Raw genomic sequence first — 17,400 nt, 5'->3', positions numbered from 1 at the left:
CCATCGAAGTTCGTCCCCTCCTCGAGGGCGGTTCAAGGACAGAGGCCCTGCCATGAAAAGCATTGCTGGAATGATCGTGATCGCAGGCGCCATGCTGGTGGGCGCAACCGGTCAATCGAATGCAGCGACGCTCAACACCATGCCCGAGGTCGGGGCTGCCATCCAGGCGTGCTGGACCCCTCCGGCGAATGCCGGGAATTCCACCGTCACCCTGAGCTTCAGCTTCAGGCGCGATGGCACGCTGATCGGCCGGCCCAAGCCGACCGCCATCCGCGTCGCCGGCGAGGAGAAGGCGCGCCAGGCTTTTGTCGACGCGGCGGTCGCGGCCGTGGACCATTGCCTGCCGTTGAGCTTTTCACCGGCGCTGGCCGAAGGCATCCCGGGCAAGGTGTTCACTCTGCAATTCAACTCGCCCAAACAAGAACAGGCTGCACCGCGAGTGAAGGCTTCGCCTTGATCTTTTCCAAAAACCGGATTCCACTTTTCGGGATCTAGTGGCGGCTTCGTCTGGCCTCGACATGTCGCGCCAGTTCCGGCATCTCGAAGACATAGTCGCTCCAGGCCGATTCCGGAATCTGGCCGGCGAGATAGCACTCCAGCAAAAGCCTCTGCTCGTGGTCGAGTCGCCTTGGTACGCGTTCATGGTCCAGCCCAAGTGAATGGAACAGATTCCTGGTCAGCCCCGCGACAGTGAAGTGGATCGACATTTGCGGTCTCCTCCGTTGGACGCTCAACGCCGAACCTGAGGCCAAGGTTTCAGCAACGGCCGGCCGGTAACGCCGGATTGATCGGGTGCGGAACCAGCCGCGCGCTTCACAATTTCGCCGTGGCGGGCGTCGTTGCTGCCGGTTCGTCTCAATCTTGAAATAAAAATGTAATATTGAATTCACGCGAGTGGATGTACTACACTAGAACTTAAGTCTCCGATGGTGGCGTGGTCTACTTCAATTAGATAAAACTGATTTAGCCAGAACTTATCCATAGTCGACAAAGAAATCCTGTTCTCGGTGCAACAAGGACAATGGTCGTTCCAATGACACGCTTCTGGCTCCTCACGATTCTGATGCTGGTGTCGGCAATAGTCATTGCGCTCGGCACATCCTTCTCCTACGCGGATAGCTGCGGTGCTATCAGGAGCCAATTGCTTTCGGCAGGGCGCAGCGGCGGGACCAGCCCCGAGCTTGCGCAACTGCGCCGGCAACTCGCCGCGCTTCAAAGGCTGGAGAGACAGCGCCGATGCACGGCGAAAACGGCCGGCTTCTTCTTCAACCCCTGCGCCGACCTGGTCGCCAGCAAGGCGGAGGTGCAACGCCAGATCGCCAGACTGTCGAATTCGGGCAGGGACACGTCCGGATTGAAGGCCAGGTTTGTCGCGCTGGGCTGCGCCGCCCCCGCTGCCAAGAAACAGCCGGCGCAGCAGCGCACAGCACCCAAACCCCAGTTCGCAGGCGCAACAATGGGCGGCAATCGGATGCTGTTTTGCGTTCGCTTGTCGGACGGATATTTCTTCCCCGCGCCAAAATCGCAGTTCGCCAAGAGCGACGATCTGAAGGAAACGGTCGATCAGTGCCGCTATATCTGCGACGATGCCGGCGTCGACCTCTACACGCTGAGCGACGCCACTCGCGAGACTGAAGAGATGGTCGCGCTCCAGTCGGGAAAACCCTATGTGGAGCTACCTGCCGCGTTCCGGTACCGCGACGACGCGAACTTCAAGGCCTGCGACGTCAAGCGCTATTATCGGCGCGTCGCCGAACTCAGGGCACGAACCGTGACACCGGCCAACATGACCAACGCCATCATTCCCTTGCCGACGGCAAAGCCGGATTTTGGCATCGTCGCGGAAATTCCCGAATCCGGGATCGAAACCGCCGGTGCCGTTCCTGCAGAGGCAAAAACGCCGCTTGCCGAGGTGCAAGGCGCTGCCCAGCATCAGTCGATCGAAAGGGCGATCGGCGCGCGGCCGGTGAGAGTGGTCGGGCCGGCCTTTTTCCCGGCGAACTGACCCAGGCGGGCGATGTTCCGAGGCGGCGAACTTTTGGCCGGATAGCCGCTTCGAGGCGTAGGGCCGCGCGTCGACCGACCTCGGCTGGTTATTCGCAGACCATGCGGGCCCGTTTGCCGGGCTCGCTGACGTTCCTGCAAGTCAGCGCCTTCGTCGGCTCCGGCGACAGCACGGGTGGGTTGTTGGTGGCCCTCCTCCGTGGCGCTGCAACGGAAGCTGCATTCCTGCGCACCGCCGGCCTTTTCGTCGTTTGCGGCGCCACTGGAAAGATGTCGGTCTCCAGTTGCGACTGTTCGGCTTGCGCCTGCGGCGAAGGCCGATCCCAGAACCGGCGAACATCGAGCGGCTTGGGAATGATCACGGTGCCGTCATAGCTGCGCGCGCAGCCGCTTCCCAGAGGCAGCGCCAGGCACAGGAAGACAGGCAGAATCCGTCGAGACATCAGCAATACCCCTGCAAGCTTATAACGCCGCTTCGGCCTAACCGACAACCGGCGGAATAGGGCGAAGGGAGTAGATACCGTGAAGTAGAAGTCGTCGCGCTTCCCGTCGAAGGTCTCGCTCGAAGATCGAGCGCGCCGGGTCGGGCGCGGATGGGGGTCCAGCGCGAGTTAGAAACTTGCGATTCGTCAACGCTTCCAGCGTAAGGCCATGGTGCGATCGCACCATACCAAAGCCGCGCTCAGTGGCGACAATGGGATGTTCGAAGTTCCGCTCCTCCAGTTACGGGCGGGAGCAGCGACCGCCGGCAAGAAACAGGGTCAGATTTACCCCAACGGACCTGTTTCGGCGATGGCGCGGCCATGACACGTTCTGGCTGCATGCAACGCGCTCCCGTCCGGTTTTTTTCTTTTAAAGCCGGTGGCTGCGATCGCCGAGCCGACGATGCCGGCCGGAAATCACGCAAGCTGCTGATTCCAGCGGCAAACCGCGGCCCATGCCGACAAAGCCCGCGGCCGCTCCTTCTTAACCCGGCTGGACGACGTTACCGGAGCGACATGAAACTGTCATGCGACTGTAATAATCGGGGGCTATTGGCCTCAGCGGGCGCCGGAGGAATGGCGCCGAGAGACCATATTCCGAACAGGAGCAGGCCACATGAGACATTTCATCCGCTCGGCGGCCGTTGCGATTGCAATGGCGGCGACGACCACCCTCACCCTGTCCGCCGCGCTCGCCGCGGACATCTCCGGCGCCGGCGCCACCTTCCCCTACCCGATCTATGCGAAGTGGGCCGACACCTACAAGAAAGACACCGGCGTTGGCCTCAACTACCAGTCGATCGGTTCCGGCGGCGGTATCAAGCAGATCAAGGCCAAGACCGTTACCTTCGGCGCTTCGGATGCGCCGCTCAAGGGCGACGAGCTTGAAGCGTCCGGACTGGCTCAGTTCCCGATGGTGATGGGCGGCATCGTTCCGGTCGTCAATCTCGAAGGCATCAAGCCGGGCGAGTTGGTTCTCGACGGCCCGACGCTGGCCGACATCTTCCTCGGCAAGATCACGAGCTGGGATGACGAGGCGATCAAGAAGCTCAATCCCGACGTCAAGCTGCCTTCGCAAGCGATCGCGGTCGTTCACCGTTCCGATGGTTCGGGCACGACGTTCAACTTCACCTATTACCTCGGCGACGTCAGCGCGGACTGGAAAGAAAAGGTTGGCGTCGACAAGGCCGTGGAATGGCCGGTCGGCATCGGCGCCAAAGGCAATGAGGGCGTTGCCAACAACGTCTCCCAGACCGGCGGCGCGATCGGTTATGTCGAATACGCCTACGCCAAGCAGAACAAGCTCACCCACACCGACATGATCAACAAGGACGGCAAGAAGGTCGAGCCCACCGCAGCCGCGTTCTCGGCGGCAGCGGCCAATGCCGACTGGAGCTCGCAGCCGGGCTATGGGGTGATCCTCGCCAATGAGCCGGGCGCCGAGTCCTGGCCGATGACGGCGGCGACGTGGATCCTCCTGTATAAGAAGCCGGACGACGCCGCGACCACCGGCGAAGCGCTCAAATTCTTCGCCTGGGCGTATGACAAGGGCGACGAGATGGCCGGCGAGCTGGACTACGTTCCGATGCCCGACAAGGTGGTTGAGAGCGTCAAGGCCATGTGGGCCAAGGAAGTCGTCGGCGACGATGGCAAGCCGCTCTACTCGGCTATGTAATCTCCTCCAGGGAGGGCGTCGACGGCGCCCTCCCTGTTGCCTTTAATCGCGAGGACCCAATGACCATCGCTTCCGATGCCATGCCATCATCTGCAGCAGCCCGGGCCAGGGACGCTACGGTGCGGCGCTTCGCGCTCACAGATGCCATATTTCGCGGACTCACCCGCGCTTCCGCAATCCTTGTGCTGGTCATCCTCGGCGGTGTCGCGATCTCGCTGTTTGCCGGCTCATGGCAGGCGCTGTCGTCCTTCGGCTTTTCTTTCCTGACGACTGAGAGCTGGAATCCGGTCACGGAAAAATTTGGCGCACTGGCGCCGATCTACGGCACCCTGGTAACGGCGGCCATCGCCATCCTGATCGCGGTTCCGATCGGCATCGGCATTGCGATCTTTCTCACCGAGCTCTGCCCGCGCCCGCTCAGGCGCCCGATCGGCATAGCGGTCGAGCTATTGGCCGGCATTCCCTCGATCATCTATGGTATCTGGGGCCTGTTCGTGTTCGCGCCATTCCTGCAGACGACGATACAGCCCTTCATCATCAACATCTTCCACGGCGTGCCGGGACTATCCAGCCTTTTCGCCGGCCCTCCTTACGGCATCGGCCTTCTGACCTCGGCGCTGATCCTCGCCATAATGGTGTTGCCCTTCATCACCTCGATCACCAAGGATGTCTTCGATACGGTGCCGGCGGTGCTGAAGGAATCGGCCTACGGCATCGGTTGCACGACCTGGGAAGTGACCCGGCGCGTGGTCATTCCCTATACCCGCATCGGCATCATGGGCGGCGTCATGCTTGGCCTCGGCCGGGCACTCGGCGAAACCATGGCGGTGACTTTCGTCATCGGCAACGCGCATCGCATCAGTGCCTCCCTGTTCGCACCGGGCACGACGATCTCGGCGACCATCGCCAATGAATTTACCGAGGCCGACGGCGACCTCTACACCTCCTCGCTGGTCGCGCTCGGCCTGATCCTGTTCGTCATCACCTTCCTGATCCTTGCCGCCGCCCGCTATATGCTGATGCGGATCGACGCCCGTACGGGAGCCTGACCAATGTCGACATCCTCATCGCTCCACAGCCGCCGCAAAGCCAGGAATTCGGTGATGATGGCGCTTTGCGTCGTCGCCGCCGGCATCGGACTTGCCTGGCTGGCGCTCATTCTCGGTGCGTTGGTCTATAAGGGCACAGCCGGGCTTTCGTTCGCGGTCTTCATCGAGATGACGCCACCACCGGGCGAAGCCGGCGGCCTGCTCAATGCCATCGCGGGCAGCCTGCTGATGACGATCATCGCCGTTGTCGTCGGCACGCCGATCGGCGTGCTGGCGGGAACCTACATGGCCGAGTATGGACGCTTTTCGCGCATCACCACCGTCGTCCGCTTCATCAACGACATCCTGTTGTCGGCGCCGTCGATCATCATCGGCTTGTTCGTCTATGAATTGATGGTGCGGCCAATGGGACATTTCTCGGCCATTGCCGGCGCCGTGGCGCTTGCCATCCTGGTCATTCCGGTGGTCGTGCGCACCACTGAAGACATGCTCAACCTGGTGCCGAACGCGTTGCGTGAAGCCGGTGCCGCGATCGGCGCGCCACGCTGGGTGGTGATCCGTTCGGTCGCCTACCGCGCCGCATTGTCCGGCATCGTCACCGGCATATTGCTGGCGATAGCACGCATTTCTGGCGAGACGGCGCCGCTGCTCTTCACCGCGCTCAACAACCAGTTCTGGAGCAGTAATATCAACGCGCCGATGGCCAGCCTGCCGGTGACCATCTTCCAGTTCGCTCTCAGCCCTTACGAGGAATGGCAGCAACTGGCGTGGACCGGCGCACTCATAATCACCCTGACGGTTCTGGGCTTGAGCATCCTCGCCCGCAGCCTTACCGGACGCAGAGAGGACAGATGACACAGATGTTGTCCCCGGACATGACGATGACCGAAACGGTCACCGAGAAGACGAAGATCGAGGTCAAGAACCTCAACTTCTACTACGGCCAGAGCAAGGCGCTGAAAGACATCAGCCTGTCGCTGCCCGAGCGCAGCGTCACGGCCTTCATCGGCCCTTCGGGTTGCGGGAAATCGACGCTGCTGCGCGTCTTCAACCGCATCTACGAGCTCTACCCGAAACAGACCGCCGAGGGCCAGGTGCTGCTTGACGGCAAGAACATTCTCGACCGGTCGCAGGATCTCAACCTCCTCAGGACAAAGATCGGCATGGTGTTCCAGAAGCCGACGCCGTTCCCGATGTCGATCTACGAGAACATAGCCTTCGGCGTCAGGCTCTACGAGAATCTCGGCAAGTCCGAGATGGACGGCCGCGTCGAGCAAGCGTTGAAGCGGGCCGCGCTGTGGAGCGAGGTCAAGGACAAGCTAAACGCCAGCGGCTTGAGCCTGTCCGGCGGCCAGCAGCAGCGGCTCTGCATTGCCCGCACCGTGGCAGTGAAGCCGGAAGTCATTCTCCTCGACGAACCGGCTTCGGCCCTCGACCCGCTGTCGACGGCCAAGATCGAGGAACTGATCGACGAATTGCAAGCCGACTACACGATCGTCATCGTCACCCACAATATGCAGCAAGCGGCGCGCGTGTCGCGCCAGACCGCCTTCATGTATCTGGGTGAACTGGTCGAGTTCGACCGGACCGAGAAGATATTCACGTCGCCCCGCGAGAAGCGCACGCAGGACTACATCACCGGCCGCTTCGGCTGAGCCGTTCCGATCATGCATATGAGGACAGGACCATGGGCGAACACACAGTCGCTTCTTTCGACGAGGATCTCGAGCAGATCAGCAAGCTGATCCGCGACATGGCCGACCTCGCCGGTTCGATGGTCGGCGGGGCGACCAAGGCCCTGTTGAATTCCGACAACGTGCTGGCGCAACGCGTCGTCTCCGACGACGCCATCATGGATGCGCGTCAACGCGAACTGGACGATCGCGCCATCACCCTGATCGCCAAGCGCCAGCCAATGGCTCACGATCTGCGCCATGTCGTCGGAGCGATCCGCATGGCCGGCGACCTCGAACGCATCGGCGACCTTGCCAAGAATATCGCCAAGCGTGTGAGCGCGGTCGGCCTCAGCGTCACGCCGCGCGACCTATCGCATTCCATCGATGCGATGGCGCAGCTAGTGCTCATCCAGGTGCAGGGCGTCATCGAGGAGTATGCTGCAGGCGATGCGGCCGCCTTGGCCAAGCTGCGCGCCGCCGACGAGCGTATCGACGTCAAATACACGTCCGTGTTCCGCGAGCTGTTAACCTACATGATGGAAGATCCGCGCAACATCACTGCTTGCACGCATCTGCTGTTCTGCGCCAAGAATCTCGAGCGGATCGGCGACCATGTCACCAACATCGCCGAAAATGCGTATTATGTGCTGACCGGCGAACAATTGCCGGTCAATCGTCCGAAGCAGGACGAAACGACAATGTCGGCGCCGGTGACATGATGGGGGTGCCCAGCCGATGATCGCACCACGCATAATGGTGGTGGAGGACGAGGAGCCGTTGGGCGTGCTGCTCCGCTACAATCTCGAATCCGAAGGCTACCAGGTCGAGGTGGTGACACGCGGCGACGAAGCCGAGATCCGTTTGCAGGAGAATGTGCCCGACCTTCTGGTGCTCGACTGGATGATACCGGCGGTTTCCGGCATCGAGCTCTGCCGCCGGTTGCGCGTGCGCCCCGAAACCGAGCGGCTGCCGATCATCATGCTGACCGCGCGCGGCGAGGAGAGCGATCGGGTGCGCGGTCTTTCGACCGGCGCCGACGACTATCTCGTCAAACCGTTTTCGACGCCGGAATTCATGGCCAGGGTCAAGGCGCTGCTGCGGCGCGCCAAGCCGGAAGTGCTGTCCAGCGTGCTGAAGGTCGGCGACATCGTGCTCGATCGCGAATCGCACAGGGTCTATCGCAAGAAGAGCGAGATCCGACTCGGGCCGACCGAATTCCGGCTGCTCGAGTTCATGATGCGGCATCCGGGCCGCGTCTTCTCGCGTAGCCAGTTGCTCGATAATGTCTGGGGCGAGACGATCTATATCGACGAACGCACCGTCGACGTCCATGTCGGGCGGCTGCGCAAAGCCGTCAATAACGGCCGCATGCCGGATGTCATCCGCACCATCCGCGGTGCCGGCTATGCGATCAGGGAAGATTGACCCGCCTGGTCAGGCGACGTTCTTTCTGACGCCGGGCCTCATTTGCGCGCCCGGCGCGAAAATCTCCTGGTCGACGAAGCTTAACGCCCGCATCGCGCAGCCTTCGCGGATCAGCGGCAATTCGTTCGGCTCGGTATCGAAGGAGATCGAGCCCGAGTGCTGGCCGCCGGCGGTCTGGGCGATTGCCTTGCGCAAGGCCGGCTCGATCAGATCGAAGGCAGCGGCACTGGCGCCGACCATCGCGACCGGTGCCGGATCGATCAGCGCGAACAGCGAGCCGAGACCGAAACCCAGCGCTTCGCCGGCCTTGCGGTAGGCCTCGCGTTCCGGCCCATCCTTCTCGCGCGCGCGGGCGGCCAGCGCGCGCATGTCGGCGTCGCTGACGTCGGCGATAGGTTCGCTGTCTTCGCTCATCTGCCTGGCGTTGCGCCAGATGGCATAGTTGCCGGCATAGGCTTCGATGCAGCCGCGCCGCCCGCAACGGCAGAGCGCGCCGCCCGGACGATGGATCATGTGGCCAAATTCGCCGCCCGAGGAATGCGTCCCGGTGAACAGTTCGCCCTTCAGCACAAGCCCCATACCGATGCCATGCGAAAGCAGGATGGCGATGAAGTCGTCGCGATAGCGATCCGGATTGCGCCAGCGCAAAGCCACCGCCATCATATTGCAGTCGTTCTCCACCGTGGCCGGGATGCCGAATTCGTCCTCCAGCATGTCGGCAAAGGCGATGTCCGTCTGCGGCGTGATCGGCGACCACAGCATGGCGCGTGCAGGGGAGTCGGTAATGCCCTGAATCGCCAGGGCGATGCGGGCGACACTGCGGACGTCAAGGTCTGGGTCCTCAAGCCGGCGCCGGACGATGGCCATGCATTCGCGGGTCAGCTCGTCGCGCGGCATGGTCAGCGTGTCCAGCCGGCGCTGTTCCTCGGCGACCACCTGTCCCGCATAGTCGATAATGGCGGCCGACAGGAAATTCAGTGACAACACCACGGTCAGCACCGCCGCCGCTTCCGGGTTGAGGGCGAGGCCGACCTGCGGACGACCGCGTTTCAACGAAACGGGCTCACTTGCCTTGCTCTCGGCGAGGATGCCTTCCCGTATCAGGTCGGAGGAGATCGCCGATATGGTCGAATGACTGAGGCCGGTGGTGGCTGCGATCTCCGTACGCGATGGCTGGCCAGCCCGGCGCACCGCCGAGATCACCATCGCCCGGTTGCGCCGGCGCAAATCGTCGTGGCGGATTCCGACGGACATCGTTTTGCTTTCCTCCCGGTTGCCGCGGCCGCTCATGAACCGGAAGCCGTCGGTAATGTCCGACAAATAGTGTCAGATGCGGCAAATAGTGTCAGATGCAGGTGGCGCTGTCATCGTTTATTCCGACGCTCGAAAAAACTCGCAGAGTCATCAAAATCCATCACAATCGATGTTGACAGCAGCCGGAGATCGGGCCAGTATTTTTTCGAGGCTCGAAAAAATTAGAGCTTCTAAGCTGGTCTTTGAGCCAATTGGTCACGCCGTACGCGGCGCAGGGAGGATATGATGAAGAAATTCACGACCGCCATTCTGGCGGGTGTCGCCATCACGCTGGCGCTGGGGTCGGTGGCGCAGGCGAAAGACAAGGTCATCGGCGTTTCCTGGTCGAACTTCCAGGAAGAGCGCTGGAAGACCGACGAGGCCGCAATGAAGGCGGCCATCGAGGCCGCCGGCGACAAGTATATTTCTGCCGACGCACAGTCCAACCCCGGCAAGCAGCTCACCGACGTCGAGAGCCTGATCTCGCAGGGTGCCAATGCGCTGATCATCCTCGCACAGGATGCCTCGGCCATCGGGCCGGCCGTGCAGAAGGCACTGGACGAAGGCATCCCGGTCGTCGGCTATGACCGGCTGATCGAGAACAAGGACGTGTTCTATCTGACCTTCGACAACAAGGAAGTCGGCCGCATGCAGGCCCGCGAAGTCTTCAAGGTGAAGCCGGAAGGCAATTACGTCTTCATCAAGGGTTCGGGTTCCGATCCGAATGCCGATTTCCTGTTTGCCGGTTCGATGGAGGTGCTGAAGGAGGCCATCGACAGCGGCAAGATCAAGAATGTCGGCGAGGCCTATACGGACGGCTGGCTGCCGGCCAACGCTCAGAAGAACATGGAACAGTTCCTGACCGCCAACGACAACAAGGTCGATGCCGTGGTCGCGGCCAATGACGGCACCGCCGGTGGCGTCGTCGCCGCGCTGACGGCGCAAGGGCTGGCCGGATCGGTTCCGGTCTCGGGCCAGGACGGCGACCACGCCGCACTGAACCGCATCGCGCTTGGCACACAGACCGTGTCGGTGTGGAAGGACGCGCGCGAGCTCGGTAAGAACGCCGCCGAGATCGCCTCGCAGCTTGCCGACGGCAAGCAGATGACCGACATTGCCGGCGTGAAGGATTTCACCACGCCCGGCGGCAACACGGTCAAGTCGCTGTTCCTGACTCCGGTCGCCATCACCAAGGATAACCTCAACGTCGTCATCGACGCCGGCTGGATCAAGAAAGAAGAGGTCTGCGCCGGTGTGGCGGCTGGCACTGTTGCGGTCTGCAACTGAGCCGACGTTTCCGAGAAGCCCGAACGCCGCGGCCGCTCGCCGCGGCGTTTTTTCAAAAAGAATTGTTTTTCCGCTTCCGGCGGATAACTTCTAGGCTGCTTCCGGCATCCGCGGCAGACGGCAACCCGGCGGGAGAAACATGATGACCGACACGACTTCCAACACGCCGGTCGACAGCACGGCAGACCGGGCGCGGGAATCCGAGCTCGGCATCGTTGCCCGGTTTCTCAAGGCAACCGAGATCGACACCCGTATGCCCGGCATGATCGGCGCGCTGTTGGTCATCTGGATCGGGCTGCATGTCGTTTCCAGCGTACGGCTCGGCGTCAATCCGTTCGACTTCGACAGCCGGACCTTCCTGACGCCACGCAATCTCTGGAACCTCTCGGTGCAGACTTCCGCCGTGGCCATAATGGCCGCCGGAATGGTGCTGGTTATCGTCATGCGCAATATCGACCTGTCGGTCGGTTCCGCCGAAGGCCTGATTGGCGTGGTCATGGGCTTTGCGCAGGTGCATTTCTTGGTGCGAATGATCGGTCTGCAACTCGGCAACCCCTGGATCTGGATCCTGGCGCTGGCCATTGGCCTGGCGCTCGGCCTTCTTATCGGAGCGTTCCAGGGATACATCATCGCTTATCTCGAGGTGCCGGCCTTCATCGTGACGCTGGGCGGCCTTCTGGTCTGGCGGGGTGCCGCATGGTGGGTCGCCAGCGGTCAGACGATTGCGCCGCTTGATGCCACGTTCCAGCTGATGGGCGGTGGGCCGGCGGGTTCGATCGGCGCGCGATGGAGCTGGATCGTCGGAATTATCGCGTGCCTGGCGGTTGTGTTCATGCTGCTCAACGGGCGGGTGCAGCGCAAGCGGTTCCGCTTTCCGTTGCGCCCGATCTGGGCCGAGACGTTCCTCGGTGTCCTCACCTGCGCTGTCATCATGGGCGCCATATGGCTCGCCAATTCCTATCCTTGGCCAGTCGGCATCGTGAACAGATACGCGGCGGCCAACAATATAACGGTTCCCGAAGGCGGGCTGTTCATCGCCCATGGCATCGCCATACCCGTGCTGATGGCTGTGGCCGTCGGGCTGATCATGACCTTCATCACCAAGCGTACCCGTTTCGGCCGCTATGTCTTCGCCATCGGCGGCAATCCGGAAGCCGCCAACCTTGCCGGTATCAACACGCGTTGGGTGACCATGAAGGTGTTCATGATCATGGGCGTGCTGGCGACGATCGCCGCGGCGATCTCGTCAGCCAGGCAGAACTCGTCGACCAATGCGCTGGGCACGCTAGACGAACTGCTGGTCATCGCCGCCGCGGTCATCGGCGGCACGTCACTTGCAGGCGGCTCCGGCACGGTGCTCGGCGCCATGCTCGGCGCACTTTTGATGCAGTCACTGCAGTCCGGCATGGTGCTGCTCGGCATCGATTCACCGCTTCAGAGCATCGTCGTCGGCGCCGTGCTGGTGCTCGCGGTCTGGCTCGATACCGTCTATCGCAAACGCATTTAGGGAGGAGGAACGATCATGGCCGACAAGACCGCTCCCACGGGCACGCCGCTGATCGACATGCGCAGCATCTCGATCGCCTTCGGCGGCATTCGCGCCGTCGACGATGCCTCGGTCGATCTTTTCCCGGGCGAGGTGATGGCTTTGCTCGGCCACAACGGTGCCGGCAAATCGACGTTGATAAAAATCCTGTCCGGCGCCTACAAGCGCGATGCGGGCCAGATTTTCGTCAATGGCGAGGAGGCTTCGATCTCCAACCCCCGCGACGCCAAGAAGTACGGCATCGAGACGATCTATCAGACGCTGGCGCTGGCCGACAATGTCGATGCGGCCGCCAACCTGTTTCTCGGCCGCGAGCTGATGACCGGCTGGGGTACGCTCGACGACGTCGCCATGGAGGCCGAGGCGCGCAAGGTGATGGGCAGGCTCAATCCGCGTTTCCAACGTTTCAAGGAGCCGGTGGTAAAGCTTTCGGGCGGCCAGCGGCAGTCGGTGGCGATCGCCCGCGCCATCCTGTTCAATGCTCGCATCCTGATCATGGACGAGCCGACGGCGGCACTCGGGCCGCAGGAGACGGCGCAGGTCGGCGAACTGGTCAAGCAGCTCAAGGCCGACGGCATCGGCATCTTCCTGATCAGCCATGATATTCACGACGTGTTCGAGCTTGCCGACCGTGTCTGCGTCATGAAGAACGGTCGGGTTGTCGGCACGGCGCGCACAACCGACGTCACCCAGGACGAAGTGCTCGGCATGATCATCCTTGGCAAGTGCCCACCCGGCGCCATTCCGGGGCCGGGCGCGCTGAAGATCGCCGCATGAACGAGAATTAGCCGGCTAATCACAAGCCGCCAAAATGTGCCAGCCGTCACCATGCTTTGGCCTGGGCATTGTGTTGGCGTCGGGACTTGCCCATAAAGATGCCGAACCGTCCACGGGACGTATCAGCAATTGAAGAAGCTGTTTCCGACCGTCGCTTTTATCGCCGTCGCGCTGATCAGCCTGACGATGGCGGGCTTCGCCTATTTTGCCACCCAGGAGGCGGCCCGCATAAAATTCGAGGCGACGGCGGACGACGCGCTTAACCGGATCGAAAGCCGCATCGACCTGGACCTGTCGCTGCTGCGTTCGACCCGAGCGCTGTTCGACGCGCGCAATGGCGGTATCTCGCAAGGCGAGTTCAAGGCCTTCTTCAACGCGCTCGACATCGACAATAATTTCGCCGGCCTGCGCGGCATCGGTTTCCTCCGCCTGGCGAAAACTGGCAACGAGGCGGCGGTCGAGCGCGACATCCTGCACGATCACGGCGCAAGCCATCCGATCTACCCCGACACGAACTTACCGTGGCGTACGCCCATCGTGCTGTTCGAACCGCTGGATCCGTCCAACCAATCCAGCATCGGCTACGACATGTTCACCGGGCCGGCGCGGCGCGAGGCGATCGAAAAGGCGATGGCCGACGATCAGCAGCACGCCAGCGGGCTCGTGCAGCTCGGCAAGGATACGGGTGCCGCGCAGACCTTCACCGGGTTCCTCGTCTTCGTCCGGCTCAGTGTCGAAACCGCGCCGGACGCCGTGAACGCGACGAGATCCTCGACTGCCGGCTTCCTTTATGCGGCCTTCCGCGCCCGTGACCTCTTCCAGGCTGCGCTCAGTCGGGCACCATTGCTGCCGGTCAACACCGAGATCTATGACGGCACAGTTGACAGCGACAACCTGCTGTTCCAATCGGAAACGCCCCCTGTTTCGACCCTCGGCGACAGGCTGCTGGTCACCCGCAAGATCACCGTCGCCGGCCGGCCGTGGGTCGTCCTGTTCAGGCCGACAAGTGCTTTCTCGCAACCTTCCTCGCGCGCCATCCCGGTGATGCTCGGATTGTTCGGACTGCTGCTTGCGGGCGCCATCGCGCTGGTGGCCCGCTATCAGGAGCGGGCCTATGAGGCGATCTCGCTGCTTCACGAAACGACCGAAAAGAGCCTGCTGGAAAAAGACCTGATGCTGCAGGAGATGAAGCATCGCATCAAGAACTCGATCACGCGGGTGCTGGCAATCGCGCGCCAGACAGCATCGCACACCACCGACGTCCAGGAATTCTCGGCTTCTTTCTCGGCCCGGCTGCAGGCGATGGCGGCTTCCCAGGACATGCTGACGCGCTCACGCTGGCAGAAAGCCGATCTCGGCGACCTGCTGCGCATCGAGCTAGGCCAGGTGTTCGGCAGTGAGCTTCCTGAAGGGCTGCTGTCGGGACCGCAGGTTCTTCTCGATGAAAAGACGACGCAGGCACTCGGCCTCGTCTTTCACGAACTGGCGACGAACGCGCTGAAGCATGGCGAAGCCGGCAATTCAGTCGGCGCGCTGAAGGTCGACTGGTCGCTCGAAGCCCGTGGCGGCACCCGGACATTGGCTCTCAACTGGCGCGAGGCCGGTCAGAAGAAGCTCACGACACCGGCAAAGAGCGGTTTTGGCACCAGACTGATCGATCTCAACGTCACACGCGAATTGCATGGCACAATCAGGCGCGATTTTCGCGAAGATGGCTTGAACGTGGAAATCAAGGTTCCGCTGCCGGCCTGAAACGCCTCTCGCGGGCCGCGTCGCAACAGCGCTTTAAAGTGCAAACGCGGAGACAGGTGGCCTGCCTCCGCGTTTGCTGTTCGCCTGGAGCTCGAAACTAGTTGCAGCGAGCTGTGTAAATCCGGCCGTGACGATCTCTGTATTGGCAGTAGCCATTTTGCAGACGGCGAACCAGCAGACCGCCAATCGCACCAGCGCCGGCGCCGATCAAAGCACCCTTGCCGCCGCCGACAGCGCCACCAATGAGCGCGCCGCCCACAGTGCCGATACCCACGTTCTCTTCCGTGGTGGTGCAGCCGCTGACCGCAACCACGGCAACCATGGCAATAATCATCTTCCGCATGAAGTCATCCTCACTTTTGTCCTCACTTTAATAAGCTCCAGCCGCCATTTAGCATGAAAGTACGGCCTTTGCCCGCACGATTTCATTGTTGATTAAGATAGTCTTTTTCGGGGCGTGCGCCGTTCGATGCTACCACGAACCCGGAAATCTCCAAGGACGCATCGAGCGTGCCGTCGGGACGCACGTTCCAGACCATCCTGTCATAGTCGTCCTCGAGCGCCGGATCGACGGCAAGGCATTTGGCGACGAGATGTTGGGCTTGGCCTTGCAGGTCGGTGACCGCGAATGCGCGGCCGAGTACTCGGGCAGTGGTTTCAAAGCGATCAAGCAGAGGCGAGCTCGATCAGATCAGCTGGGACGCGGCGGTCAGGACGATCGCGGCCATAAGCGCGACGGCGGCGAAGCGGAGGGGCGAAGCACGAGGCGCGGGCGCTGCGGACGCTTCGGGATCCTGAAAACCGCCCATCGAGACACGAGCGGCCTGTTCCAGTCTGTTCAAGTCGGCAGCCGTCAAGGCCCATTCCTTTCATTTCGTGCCAAACTCAATCGATGGATCGACACGTCGGACAGGATCGGACTTTATGGTGAACAGTCGGTTAAAGTTGGCGATGCGCAGAACCCTTCTCGCGGCGGCCGCCGTTCGTTCAATCCGTCTCGAAATTGCCGTGAGGAACGACAAGGCGGTATTCGAGGCGGTTCCCGGTGATCTCAAGTGTCGCCGTTCCATTCAACGATGTGGGTACGACGCGTTCAAGCGCGACGCTGCCAAAACGCTTCTCGCTGCGCTGATTGTCATTGGCTCCGATCGCCTCTGCCCATGTCAGCGACAGCGCAGGCTCGCCAGCGGAAGCTGCCGTCAGATCCGCCGTCACCTCGACGAAACCGTCGCTGCGCGACAGCGCGCCATAGCTGACCGAATTGAGGGCGAGCTCATGCATGGCCAAGCCGATGTGCAAGGCGGCATTGGGGTTGAGATATGGATTTGCGCCGCGGAAACGCAGGCTGTGTACGGGGTCCGCGCCGTACCTGCCGACCTGACCGGAAACCAGCTCGCGCAGCGCTGCGCCCCGCCAGTTGGATGACGTGACCAGGTCCTGCGAGGAGGCCAGCGACTGCAATCGGCCCCGGAAACGCGTCAGGAAATCGTCAATGCTGCCGGAATAACGGCCCGTCTGGGTGGCAATGCTCTGGATGATGGCCAAAAGGTTCTTGGAGCGATGACTGACTTCACGCAGCAGCGCCTTCAGCGTCTGCTCCCGGCGTTTCTGCTCGGTTGTTTCGACCATCGTGGTCACGATGCCCTGCACCGCGCCGGTGTCGCTGCGGTCGGCGTCGATCCACACCTGAAACCAGCGGGCGCCATCATCGGCCGGCACGCTGAGTTCGAGATGTTGAGGATTGCCGGAGACGATGACGTCGTGCTTGGCAGCGCCGATACGCTCTGCCTGCGCCGGCGGCAAGATGCCGTTGTTGTCGGAGGCATCGGAAGTCCATGGTGCGCGCATGTTGCGCGCCCACACAGTTTTCATCTCGCGATCTTGGTATAGAACGGAAACCCCGGCATTGTGCAAAGCGTGAAGAAGGGCTCGGCCAAGCTGCATTCCGCTTTCGGCGGGATGCGGAGCGATGATCTCATCACTCTGGCCGCGGTCTTTCATTTTTCCGACTCTGGAACGCATCGGTCAATTTGCTCAACCCACGTCGGGCTGAACGGCTCAGGGAAAAATGGGTTCCAAAAGGAGGAGCTGCGGATCAAGCCCTAAAAAGCGGTCCGCCGAGCGGCATCCCGTTGGAGGACACTGCCCGGCGGTGGCTGGAAACCGTTTGAGGGGTGCGGCTTCCAGTGTTCGCTTGAATGGCCGCTTCGCATTCACGCCCGTCTGATCAGGCCGGCAATTAGCGATATGATCAGGAAGGCGAGAAAGATGAAGAACAATATCTGCGCTATGCCGGCCGAGGTGCCAGCGATGCCGCCGAAACCAAGCGCACCGGCGATAATCGCCACGACTAGAAATACGAGCGCCCAGTAAAGCATGATCCATCTCCTTCCAATGCTGCGGTGAAAACGTGATTCGCCTCCGTTTGTTCCAC

The 17,400-nt window shown here is 61.9% G+C and carries 19 protein-coding genes; 12 read left to right on the top strand and 7 right to left on the bottom strand.

The features are described from left to right. Positions 1-70 precede the first annotated feature (70 nt). A complete protein-coding gene (tolA, locus tag NKH98_RS02285) occupies positions 71-457 on the top strand; it encodes a cell envelope integrity protein TolA (protein ID WP_352896781.1) in 387 nt (128 codons plus the stop codon). A 34-nt stretch (positions 458-491) separates the two neighbouring features. On the opposite strand, the gene NKH98_RS02280 is transcribed toward tolA, so the two are convergent. Continuing rightward, complete coding sequence (locus tag NKH98_RS02280; RefSeq protein WP_352896405.1) at positions 492-707, bottom strand: hypothetical protein; 216 nt, start codon at positions 705-707, stop codon at positions 492-494. 326 nt (positions 708-1,033) lie between these two features. Between NKH98_RS02280 and NKH98_RS02275 the strand changes: the two genes are divergently transcribed. Then, positions 1,034-2,005 (top strand): DUF2865 domain-containing protein, encoded by a 972-nt coding sequence (locus tag NKH98_RS02275; RefSeq protein ID WP_352896402.1) that lies wholly within the window; start codon positions 1,034-1,036, stop codon positions 2,003-2,005. Between the two features lie 88 nt (positions 2,006-2,093). Here NKH98_RS02275 and NKH98_RS02270 read toward each other — a convergent pair whose 3' ends face one another. Next, entirely contained in the window at positions 2,094-2,447 is a 354-nt protein-coding gene (locus NKH98_RS02270) for a hypothetical protein (RefSeq protein ID WP_352896399.1), read from the bottom strand. 655 nt (positions 2,448-3,102) lie between these two features. Here NKH98_RS02270 and pstS point away from each other — a divergent pair. The 6 genes from pstS to phoB are packed head-to-tail and all read left to right on the top strand — an operon-like array spanning position 3,103 to position 8,311. Next, a complete protein-coding gene (gene pstS, locus NKH98_RS02265; protein WP_352505022.1) occupies positions 3,103-4,161 on the top strand; it encodes a phosphate ABC transporter substrate-binding protein PstS in 1,059 nt (352 codons plus the stop codon). A gap of 59 nt (positions 4,162-4,220) precedes the next feature. Beyond that, positions 4,221-5,210: a phosphate ABC transporter permease subunit PstC gene (pstC, locus tag NKH98_RS02260; protein ID WP_254816570.1), complete on the top strand. Its 990-nt coding sequence runs from the start codon at positions 4,221-4,223 to the stop codon at positions 5,208-5,210. A 3-nt stretch (positions 5,211-5,213) separates the two neighbouring features. Beyond that, positions 5,214-6,065: a phosphate ABC transporter permease PstA gene (gene pstA, locus NKH98_RS02255; protein ID WP_352896396.1), complete on the top strand. Its 852-nt coding sequence runs from the start codon at positions 5,214-5,216 to the stop codon at positions 6,063-6,065. Continuing rightward, entirely contained in the window at positions 6,062-6,865 is an 804-nt protein-coding gene (gene pstB / locus NKH98_RS02250; protein ID WP_254816571.1) for a phosphate ABC transporter ATP-binding protein PstB, read from the top strand. The genes pstA and pstB overlap by 4 nt, the downstream gene beginning before the upstream one ends. 32 nt (positions 6,866-6,897) lie before the next feature. Then, positions 6,898-7,605 (top strand): phosphate signaling complex protein PhoU, encoded by a 708-nt coding sequence (gene phoU / locus NKH98_RS02245; protein WP_254816572.1) that lies wholly within the window; start codon positions 6,898-6,900, stop codon positions 7,603-7,605. A 16-nt stretch (positions 7,606-7,621) separates the two neighbouring features. Continuing rightward, positions 7,622-8,311 carry a phosphate regulon transcriptional regulator PhoB gene (phoB, locus tag NKH98_RS02240; RefSeq protein ID WP_031212149.1) on the top strand — a complete coding sequence of 230 codons (690 nt, stop codon included), beginning with the start codon at positions 7,622-7,624 and terminating at the stop codon, positions 8,309-8,311. Positions 8,312-8,320: 9 nt separating this feature from the next. On the opposite strand, the gene NKH98_RS02235 is transcribed toward phoB, so the two are convergent. Then, on the bottom strand, positions 8,321-9,565 hold the full coding sequence (locus NKH98_RS02235) for an ROK family protein (protein WP_352896393.1): 1,245 nt from the start codon (positions 9,563-9,565) through the stop codon (positions 8,321-8,323). Positions 9,566-9,850: 285 nt separating this feature from the next. Between NKH98_RS02235 and xylF the strand changes: the two genes are divergently transcribed. The 4 genes from xylF (at position 9,851) to NKH98_RS02215 (ending at position 14,966) form a co-directional block, all read left to right on the top strand. Continuing rightward, complete coding sequence (gene xylF, locus NKH98_RS02230; RefSeq protein WP_352896779.1) at positions 9,851-10,891, top strand: D-xylose ABC transporter substrate-binding protein; 1,041 nt, start codon at positions 9,851-9,853, stop codon at positions 10,889-10,891. Between the two features lie 142 nt (positions 10,892-11,033). Then, entirely contained in the window at positions 11,034-12,398 is a 1,365-nt protein-coding gene (locus tag NKH98_RS02225; RefSeq protein WP_352896777.1) for a sugar ABC transporter permease, read from the top strand. A gap of 15 nt (positions 12,399-12,413) precedes the next feature. Then, positions 12,414-13,214, top strand: coding sequence for an ATP-binding cassette domain-containing protein (locus NKH98_RS02220; RefSeq protein WP_352704331.1), 801 nt, complete (start codon positions 12,414-12,416; stop codon positions 13,212-13,214). A 129-nt stretch (positions 13,215-13,343) separates the two neighbouring features. Further along, positions 13,344-14,966 (top strand): CHASE domain-containing protein, encoded by a 1,623-nt coding sequence (locus NKH98_RS02215; protein ID WP_352896389.1) that lies wholly within the window; start codon positions 13,344-13,346, stop codon positions 14,964-14,966. Positions 14,967-15,063: 97 nt separating this feature from the next. Here NKH98_RS02215 and NKH98_RS02210 read toward each other — a convergent pair whose 3' ends face one another. The 4 genes from NKH98_RS02210 to NKH98_RS02190 form a co-directional block, all read right to left on the bottom strand. Beyond that, complete coding sequence (locus tag NKH98_RS02210) at positions 15,064-15,309, bottom strand: YMGG-like glycine zipper-containing protein (RefSeq protein WP_006328050.1); 246 nt, start codon at positions 15,307-15,309, stop codon at positions 15,064-15,066. A 343-nt stretch (positions 15,310-15,652) separates the two neighbouring features. Beyond that, positions 15,653-15,823, bottom strand: a complete 171-nt coding sequence (locus NKH98_RS02200; RefSeq protein WP_352476202.1) for a hypothetical protein — start codon at positions 15,821-15,823, stop codon at positions 15,653-15,655. A gap of 130 nt (positions 15,824-15,953) precedes the next feature. Next, positions 15,954-16,988, bottom strand: coding sequence for a sensor histidine kinase (locus tag NKH98_RS02195; RefSeq protein ID WP_352896386.1), 1,035 nt, complete (start codon positions 16,986-16,988; stop codon positions 15,954-15,956). A 191-nt stretch (positions 16,989-17,179) separates the two neighbouring features. Beyond that, the gene (locus tag NKH98_RS02190; protein WP_023678541.1) at positions 17,180-17,344 is read right to left on the bottom strand and encodes a DUF1328 domain-containing protein; all 165 of its coding nucleotides are present in this window, start codon (positions 17,342-17,344) and stop codon (positions 17,180-17,182) included. Positions 17,345-17,400 lie beyond the last annotated feature (56 nt).

This window comes from Mesorhizobium sp. M0833 (genome assembly GCF_040319905.1).
Lineage (GTDB): Bacteria > Pseudomonadota > Alphaproteobacteria > Rhizobiales > Rhizobiaceae > Mesorhizobium.
The sequence above is the reverse complement of the archived record's forward strand: the minus strand, read 5'-3'. Positions and strand labels throughout refer to the sequence as shown.